The organism is Paenibacillus sp. (genome assembly GCF_035645235.1).
In the GTDB taxonomy this organism is placed as follows: Bacteria; Bacillota; Bacilli; order Paenibacillales; family YIM-B00363; genus Paenibacillus_AE.
Genome location: NZ_DASQMZ010000040.1, coordinates 1 through 7561, shown reverse-complemented (window position 1 = coordinate 7561; position 7561 = coordinate 1). Strand labels below are relative to the sequence as shown.

The 7561-nt window shown below is 65.2% G+C and carries 10 protein-coding genes and 1 pseudogene; 7 read left to right on the top strand and 4 right to left on the bottom strand.

The features are described 5' to 3' along the window. A pseudogene (locus tag VEZ38_RS03565) lies at positions 1 to 320 on the top strand (hypothetical protein); the annotation flags it as partial. Between the two features lie 19 nt (positions 321 to 339). Continuing rightward, complete coding sequence (locus VEZ38_RS03560; protein ID WP_324891973.1) at positions 340 to 747, top strand: hypothetical protein; 408 nt, start codon at positions 340 to 342, stop codon at positions 745 to 747. On the opposite strand, the gene VEZ38_RS03555 is transcribed toward VEZ38_RS03560, so the two are convergent. Both VEZ38_RS03555 and VEZ38_RS03550 read right to left on the bottom strand, forming a co-directional pair. After that, positions 694 to 1737, bottom strand: coding sequence for a hypothetical protein (locus VEZ38_RS03555; RefSeq protein ID WP_324891972.1), 1044 nt, complete (start codon positions 1735 to 1737; stop codon positions 694 to 696). The two genes, VEZ38_RS03560 and VEZ38_RS03555, sit on opposite strands and share 54 nt — an antisense overlap. A gap of 137 nt (positions 1738 to 1874) precedes the next feature. Further along, positions 1875 to 2645, bottom strand: coding sequence for a hypothetical protein (locus VEZ38_RS03550; RefSeq protein ID WP_324891971.1), 771 nt, complete (start codon positions 2643 to 2645; stop codon positions 1875 to 1877). Positions 2646 to 2967: 322 nt separating this feature from the next. Between VEZ38_RS03550 and VEZ38_RS03545 the strand changes: the two genes are divergently transcribed. The 5 genes from VEZ38_RS03545 (at position 2968) to VEZ38_RS03525 (ending at position 5394) form a co-directional block, all read left to right on the top strand. Continuing rightward, positions 2968 to 3540 carry a xanthine phosphoribosyltransferase gene (locus VEZ38_RS03545; protein WP_324891970.1) on the top strand — a complete coding sequence of 191 codons (573 nt, stop codon included), beginning with the start codon at positions 2968 to 2970 and terminating at the stop codon, positions 3538 to 3540. A 95-nt stretch (positions 3541 to 3635) separates the two neighbouring features. Next, positions 3636 to 3968, top strand: a complete 333-nt coding sequence (locus VEZ38_RS03540; protein ID WP_324891969.1) for a hypothetical protein — start codon at positions 3636 to 3638, stop codon at positions 3966 to 3968. A 120-nt stretch (positions 3969 to 4088) separates the two neighbouring features. Then, positions 4089 to 4346, top strand: a complete 258-nt coding sequence (locus VEZ38_RS03535; RefSeq protein ID WP_324891968.1) for a hypothetical protein — start codon at positions 4089 to 4091, stop codon at positions 4344 to 4346. Then, positions 4343 to 5089: an adenosylcobinamide amidohydrolase gene (locus VEZ38_RS03530; protein ID WP_324891967.1), complete on the top strand. Its 747-nt coding sequence runs from the start codon at positions 4343 to 4345 to the stop codon at positions 5087 to 5089. The genes VEZ38_RS03535 and VEZ38_RS03530 overlap by 4 nt, the downstream gene beginning before the upstream one ends. 86 nt (positions 5090 to 5175) lie before the next feature. Continuing rightward, positions 5176 to 5394: a YqzE family protein gene (locus VEZ38_RS03525; protein ID WP_324891966.1), complete on the top strand. Its 219-nt coding sequence runs from the start codon at positions 5176 to 5178 to the stop codon at positions 5392 to 5394. A gap of 36 nt (positions 5395 to 5430) precedes the next feature. On the opposite strand, the gene VEZ38_RS03520 is transcribed toward VEZ38_RS03525, so the two are convergent. Together VEZ38_RS03520 and VEZ38_RS03515 are read right to left on the bottom strand one after the other, a co-directional pair. Beyond that, positions 5431 to 6348 carry a hypothetical protein gene (locus VEZ38_RS03520; protein WP_324891965.1) on the bottom strand — a complete coding sequence of 306 codons (918 nt, stop codon included), beginning with the start codon at positions 6346 to 6348 and terminating at the stop codon, positions 5431 to 5433. Positions 6349 to 6469: 121 nt separating this feature from the next. Then, complete coding sequence (locus tag VEZ38_RS03515) at positions 6470 to 7465, bottom strand: YqhG family protein (RefSeq protein WP_324891964.1); 996 nt, start codon at positions 7463 to 7465, stop codon at positions 6470 to 6472. Positions 7466 to 7561 lie beyond the last annotated feature (96 nt).

Below are 7561 nucleotides of genomic sequence, written 5' to 3'. Positions count from 1 at the left end.
GCACGATTCGGCTGCAGGACAAGGCCGGCGCGACGCGGACGCCGCGGGGGCCGAGCGGAGGCGCGTTGTCCGACTTCGCGCCGCCGGCCGCAAGCCGCGCGGCCGGGACGGTCGGCGCCGCGCGTCCGGCGCAGGCGCCGCGCCCGCCCGCCAAAGCCGCCGCGCCGACCGCGAAGGCGTCGGCGCCGGAGCGCGCCGCCGCCTGGCTGCTGCGCCCGGCGCCGCAGCCGACGCTGAACGGCTGGCGTTACGCGCTGGCCGCGCTGCCGGTCGCGGCGTTCGCGACGCTCGTCTGGCTGGCCTACCGGCTTAGCAACTAAGGAGAAGGGCAGGGAGCTTATGAATTTGTATGTAACGTTATCCATTGCGGCGGCGCTCGTCGCGCTGCTCGTCGCCGGGTTCGGCGTCTTCGCCGCGTACCTGGCGTTCGCGGGCAAGCGCGAGGCGTTCCGCGCGGCGCTCGTTCGTTGGACCGTGTTCGATTACTTGATCCTCGGCGTGTTCTTGTTCGGCACGTTGTTTCTGCTGGCGGATCTCGTCGGCGTCCTGCGCGACCGGGACGCGTATCCGTATTACCATTACGGCTACGTGCTCTCCGGCTTCGTGTACAACACGATCGCGGGCATCTTCCTCTTCGCGCGGCTCGGTCTCGCGCTGCGGGCGGCGGAGGCGCGGCCGGAGCCGGCCGCCGTTTCAGACGGAGCGCCGGCCGCGGGCGACGACCATCGCGAACCACGCCAGGCTTAAGGCGCCGAAGAGCGGATACAGCGTCGACAGCAGCGCCTTAAACCCGACGAAGCTGATGGCGAAGCATAACAGGAGCGCCCCGACGACGATCGTCTGCCGCTTCGCGCGCAGCCGCTGCTCCACCTGGAGCGAAAGACCGAAGACGTTGGCGATGAACGTCGTGAAAATTTCGGCGTAAATCAGCAGCAGATATAGGAAATGAATGACGGTCCCCATGCCGGCCACGACGAGGCCCATGGGGATTTCGTATTGGAAAATGTCCGGCGCATACGTCGCAAGCGAAATATGCCCGACGAGCAGCAAGGCGCCGAGGCCGACGCCGCCGAGAACGCCGCCGAGCTGGATCGCGCGTCGGTCTCGCACGGCGGCGCCGAGCGGGACGAGCACCGCCTGCGCCGACGCGAGATTGAACGCCGCGTACAGCATCGGCGCGATCCATGCTCGGCCCGGCGGATACGGGTCGCCTTGATGCAGCCAGCCGAACGTTAAAAATTCGGCGCCGTGCATCGTTTGATAAAAGACGATGCCGGTAAACAGCAGCATCATCGGCACGACGACCGAATTAACGGCCATGATGCCCTTCATGCCGCCGGAGATGACGACGTACCCGAGCAGCAGCGTGACGGTAATGCCGAGCAGGAACGACTGCCCGAGCTGTTCGCGGAACACCGAGCCCGCGCCGGCGAGCATGACGATCGCGACCGAAAACAGCTCGACGAGCATAAACAGCGAAAACCGCTCGCCCCACTTCGCGCCGAACAGGTGCTTATTTAAATCCTCGTAGGATGTCGCCCGAATGTCGTGCGCGATCAGCATCACCTTCGTCCCGAACCAGATGAACAGCCCCGTCGAGACGAGAATCGTCAGCAGCGCGACGCTTCCGTATTTCGTGAAAAATTGCAATATTTCTTGCCCCGTGGCGAATCCGGCCCCGACGACCGTCCCGATGTACGTAAATGCGACCTGCAACGTGGCAGCCGTTCGCTTCATGCCGCTCCCCCTGCCTGTACCTTGGTTAGTACAGGGTATGTTTGTCCCGGGGGAAGTAGTACAGAGGGAGGGACGGGCCGACGGCATGAAAAAAAACCGCCGGGCGCGCGTAAACGGCGGCCCGGCGGCGTATGACGTTATTCTTCTGGGAACAGCTTGACGGAGTGAATTTCGTTCGTCTCCGGGTCCACATCCAGCTTTAGGACGACGCCGTCCGCTACGTAGCGGATGACGAATTCGGTGTCCGACGTCGGCGTGCCGAGCTTCGCGAGCGCGGTCTGGCGGTCGTCGCCGAGGCGCAGGCCGTTCAGCCCGGGGTTGACGCTGCGCGTGCTCACTTCCACGAAGAGCACCTTGCCTTCGCGAACGCCGATCGTAAAGCCCGGATACGCGAACACGGCCGCTTCCACCGTCTCGTCGGGAAGCAGATACTGCTCGGTCGGCTCGCCGAACTTCGCTCGGACCGCCGACGCCTCCATGCCGATCGAGACGCCCATCAGCGTCGGATGCAGCGGATCGAAGGTGCCGTTCACGTCGTAGTTGCGGCGGTTGAATTCCTGTCGCGCCTCCTCCGCCTTGCGCATCTGCTCGCGATCGTCGTCGTTCATGTATAGATCCTCGGAAGTCTTCGGCTCGATCGTCTCCGTCTGCGGCGACGCGACCGAGATGACGTTCTTCGCGTCCGGGGCGTTTTCCGGCTCCGGCGCCGGCGCCGGAGCCGCCGCGCCGCCCGGGCTCTCCGCCGCCGGCGTCCCGCCGCCGGCCGCTTCGGCGGCCGTCTCGGCGCCGGCGGCGGGCGCGGGCGTCTCGATCGGCCGTTCGGCCCCCTCGCCGGAGGAGCAGCCGACGGCGAACGCGAGCAAGCCTGCCGCGAGCGCCGGGCCGGACCACGTTTTCCACATATTCATATTGCATCTACCCGTCTCTCTACCCGATTGGGATCCGTATCGTTTCTCTATTGGTCTTCCCTTACTATACGGCATCGCGGCACTCCCTCACAAAGACGAATTTGCACCGATTTCCCCCGTTTTCGCGGCAAAAAATCACATTATCGTTTCTTCCAAGGAGCGACACGTGTTCGCAATCAACATTTCGTAAGTTCTTATTATATTAGACTGGATGTGGCTGGGAAAAGTTGCACGGGAATTGTGGTTGAATCGAATTTTTCGTTATGGTATTTTATTCAAAATGGCACGAACCCATGCAAAACGGCGAAGGGATGAAGCGCGAATGGAATCATTGAAGCGACGCATTATCGAGGAAGGCCGTGTATTGTCGGATAACGTGCTGAGCGTAAATACGTTTTTGAACCACGGGGTCGATCCGGCGCTCATCGCCGAGATGGGCCGGGCGTTCGCGGAACGGTTCCGCGAATACGGCGTGACGCGGGTGCTGACGATCGAATCGTCGGGCATCGCGATCGCGTACGCCACGGCGCTGGAGCTCGGCGTGCCGTTCGTGTACGCGCGGCGGCGGAAGGCGCTCATGAACGAGGGCGAATTTTACGCGGAGCGCGTGCCGTCGTTCACGAAAGGCATCGTGACGGATATCGTGATCGCGAAGGAGCTGCTGAAGCCGAGCGACAACATCTTATTCATCGACGACTTTATCGCGAACGGGGACGCGGCGCGCGGCGCCATTAAGATCGTCGAGCGGTCGGGCGCGAAGCTCGTCGGCGCGGGCATCGCGATCGAGAAGGCGTTCCAGGCGGGCGGCTCGCATCTGCGCGAGCTCGGCATTCCGGTGCTGTCGCTGGCGCGGCTGGCGTCGCTCGAAGGCGGCGCCATTCGATTCGCGGATTAGAGGATTTTACAGCATTTTTCAACCTGTCTGACTCTTTCCACCGCTCCGTTCTTGCTTTATAATGAGGAGGAAGTTTTGGAGAGGAGGGCGTCGCGATGGGGAATCAACCGTTTACTACCGAGTATCTAGCGAAGAAGCTCTTGGAAGCCAAGACGCATTTCGAGCGGACGGTCGACTGCAAGCACACGGAGTTTGATGACCTCTACCCCTACATGGTGGAACATCCTCAGTTTTTCTGGTATAAGCGTTATGTCGCTTGGTCGGAATTGTTGACCATTGTTAACATATGCCGGGATTGCGAGTTCGATTGGAGCGCGCATTTCACGGAGCAGCAAGCGGATTATGTTAGCAAGCGCGTCATGTCGGCGAAGGTGCTCGACCATTGGTTCGAGAACCAGCCGAACGATTCGAAGGAGCATGTCGGATAAGTCGCGTCAATCATAAGGGACCCGGGCGGCATGCCGGGGTCTTTTTTGTTTGATCCGCGCGGGCGAGGCAGAGAATAACGAATAACGGTACATCTATCGAAAATGGAGGCGACGTCGAGCATGATCACCGACGAACAATTGGACAAGCACCGCGTGGAAGGCACGCTGCTGCGCGTCGTACGCGACGCGAACCGGGAGAACGACGTACGCGGCTTCGTCGTCGCATGGGACGACGCTAGCGTGCTCATTCGCAAACGAAGCACGCGGCGTCTCGTGAAGCTGGACCGGCGGTACGTATACCAGCCGGCTTCGGAGGAGCGGGCGCTGCCGCCGGCCATCGCGGACGCGATCGGGCACGAGGAGCCGGGCGAGGCGTGAGGGGCGGTCTCGACGCGGGCTGCGGCATCCCGGGCGTGCGGGCGGAGGTCCGCGAGGGCGACGACGGCGGGCCTTGCCTGGTCGTGCGGTTCGATGCGCCGGGGGTAACGACGCTGAGCTCCGCCGTCATCGGCGGGGGATTCAGGGACGGGGTGCGCGCGATCGTAAACCGGCAGGTGCCGAAACATTATATGGCCGACGATCCCGAGGCGGAGCTGGGCGCGCATCTTCATCGGCACGGCTTCGGCTGCGGCGAGACGCTCGCGCTCATGACCGCCGCGTTCGTGCGCGATGCCGGCTTCGCCTGCATCGAGCTGTCGAGCGGAAGTGCGCATTCGCGCGTCGCCTGCTGGGCGACCGTCGGCCTCGGCAACGCCGCGCGGGCGGGCCGCCGCCGGGCGCCGGCGAGCGGGCTGTTCCCCGGCACGATCAACGTCATCGTCGTCCTCGACGGCGCGCTGGCGCCCGGCGCCTTCGTCGGGGCGACGTGCGTGGCGGCGGAGGCGAAGGCGGCGGCCGTGGCCGACCTCGGCGTCCGCGATCCGGACGACGGCGGCCTCGCCACGGGCACGACGACGGACGCCGTCGTCGTCGCCGCTACCGGGCGGGGCGCGGCGGCGCGTTACGCCGGTACGGCGACGGCGGTCGGCCACGCGGTCGGACGCGCCGTCTACGACGCGGTGCGGGACGCCGGCGCGCGCTACCTCGCTTACGCGGTCGATTCGCCGGGCGAGCGGACGTAACGTTTAGGACGCGGCGGAACGGGCCATACTAGAACAATGCGGATCCTCTCGGATAGTTCCAGATACGAAGGAGCGTGTTCGTTTTTATGGCCAAAGGCGAAGAAATCGTCAAATACGTGACCCAGCGGGTCGTTCAATATATCGAAACGCCGAGCGACCGCCGGAAAGCGGAGCGCGAGCGGCGCAAGCAGTCGAGCGAGCCGTGGACGGTTCGCTGGTTCGGGCTGATCCCGATGTCGCTGTCCATGTTGCTTCCCCGCAGAAAAAAAGCGCCCTCGGCAGGCAAACCCCGCCAAGGGCAATAGGTATATATAAAGAGGAGAAAAACCGTTCGTCATGCGCTACCGGAACGACCCTGCCGCCAGCAGCGTCTCCAGCGGCGCGTACCGCGTAAGTCCTTCCTGATCGAGCGCCACGTACCCGCCGAGCCCGCCGTCGCGCCGCGACGGCCACCCATGGTATCCAGCGACGCCGAACGGCGCCAGCGCATCGCCGCCCCATGCGGCGCCTACATACACCGCTTCCCCGTCGCCGCGGGCGTCGAACCATGCGACGAAGTCGTCCCAGCCGCCGATCTCGGCGTCGGGCGCCTCCAGCCAGGCGATGCTCCCGTACGGGTCGCCCGGTTGTTTCATCATATGCAAGCGCTTCCCCGAATAAACCATGTCCGGCTCGCGCCTTTGTTTTTCCTTCGCGAGCGCCTCCGTCTCCGCATCGGTCGCCGGCAGCCAAGCGCCGGTCACCGCGTCCGCGTAGCGCGTCACGCCGCCTTCCGATACTTTCCAGAACGCATGCAGCGGATCGAAATACAACGGCTCGATCGCGGCCTCGTCGGTAAAACGAACGCCCTCGAGTCCGTCCGAGCCGAACGCCGTCTCCAGCGTCGCGTCCGCGAACGGGGGCGTCGCGCCTGCGCCGTACTCGACGAGGGCGTAGCCGCCTTCGGGGGTCGCCGCAACGATTAAATACCCTAACGGTTCGCCGCTGCGCGCGTCTTGCACGAAGACGATCCAGCCGTGCGTGCCGGGACCGAGCGGCGCCTTGCGCCACGTTGCGCCCGACCACGCCGAGAACGGCTCGTCCTTCGACAGCTCCGCGATCCAGGCGTCCACTTGCGTCTCCAGCGACGAAGCGGGCGCGGAGAGCACGGATACCGCCTCCGATGCGTCGGGCGCCGGCCGCGGCGCGGTCCCGGCCGTCCCGAAGGGGGCCGAGGCGCCGAGCGCGAGCGCGGCGGCGAATACTATGATACGGAACATATGTCGCCTCACCTGCCTATCGTTGCGGGCCGGAGGAACTTGTCCCGGCCGCTTCTCTAGTGTAGCCGAACGGCATCGAGAAGTTTGTCCCTTCTTGTCCGCGAATTATGGGAAGTTTTGTCTAATGCAAAACCGGCGTGTCGGAACCGAGGTGGAAGATGCCCGCGCTGACGACGTTCGCCTCGATCCGTGGGGCGTATTGCCATTCGATCTCTTTCTTGCGCGCCGCGTACTGCGCCTCGGCCGCTTCGCGCTGCTCCGGCTCGACCAGCGTCGGCAGCAGCTCGCCGTAATAGGCGTCGACGCGGGCGAGCTCGTCGTCGAGCCGAGCCTTCGCCTCGACCGCCCAGTCGTGGTTGTAGCTTTGCAGCTCGCGCTCGAGGTATTGCTCGAGCGCCGCCACGGCGCGCGGGATCGACCAGACGGGGCGCGCCACGAGCGTGTTGGACGGCAGCCGCGGCGTCAGCGGCAGGCCGGCGAGCGTCTCGCCGAACTCCTCGACGATCTCGCCGGTCATGAGGGAGATGCCGAGCGAATGCAGCTCGTCGCGCTTCATGTCGCAGCAAAACTCGATCTTATAATTGACGGCGAGCCACGTATGGCATACCGCGGGCGGGGCGCCGCGCGGCGCCTTCACGTCCTCGAACATCTGGACGTAGCGCCCCTTCTGACGGACGACGCCGAACAGCTGCTCGAGACGCCGGCTGCCGTACGTCACTTCGTCGTAGGCGATGCGGCCGGTCGAGGCGGGCGCCGGGGCGAAGCCGAAGTAGCGGCCGAGGATCGAGTCGCCGCCGTCCGTCGGCTTCGGCGCGACCGACGCTGCGGCCGCCTGCGCCGCCGTCTGCGGCTTGGCGGGCGTCGCGGCGGCGGCGCCCGGCTTCCCGGCGGCCGCGGCCGCCCGCGCCTCGGGATCGAAGACGAACGTCAGCGTCATCGTCTCCGGCGGCGCGCCGGTCCGCTCGACGAAGCTCCAATAATACGGCCGGTTGGTCAAGTCCTTGTCCGCCTCGGGCGACAGCCGCACCGTCACGTGCGCCGGCGACTTCTCGGTCACGTGGCATTCCGTCGCTTCCAAATACCGCATGACGAATTTCTGCACGTCTTTCGCGTTCATGTTCGCACCTCCGCGTTCGTCGCGCCGGCGACGTCGCTCGACACGGCGTCGAGAATCGCGCCGATCCGCGACCGGCGCTCCTCCGCCGCGGACGCT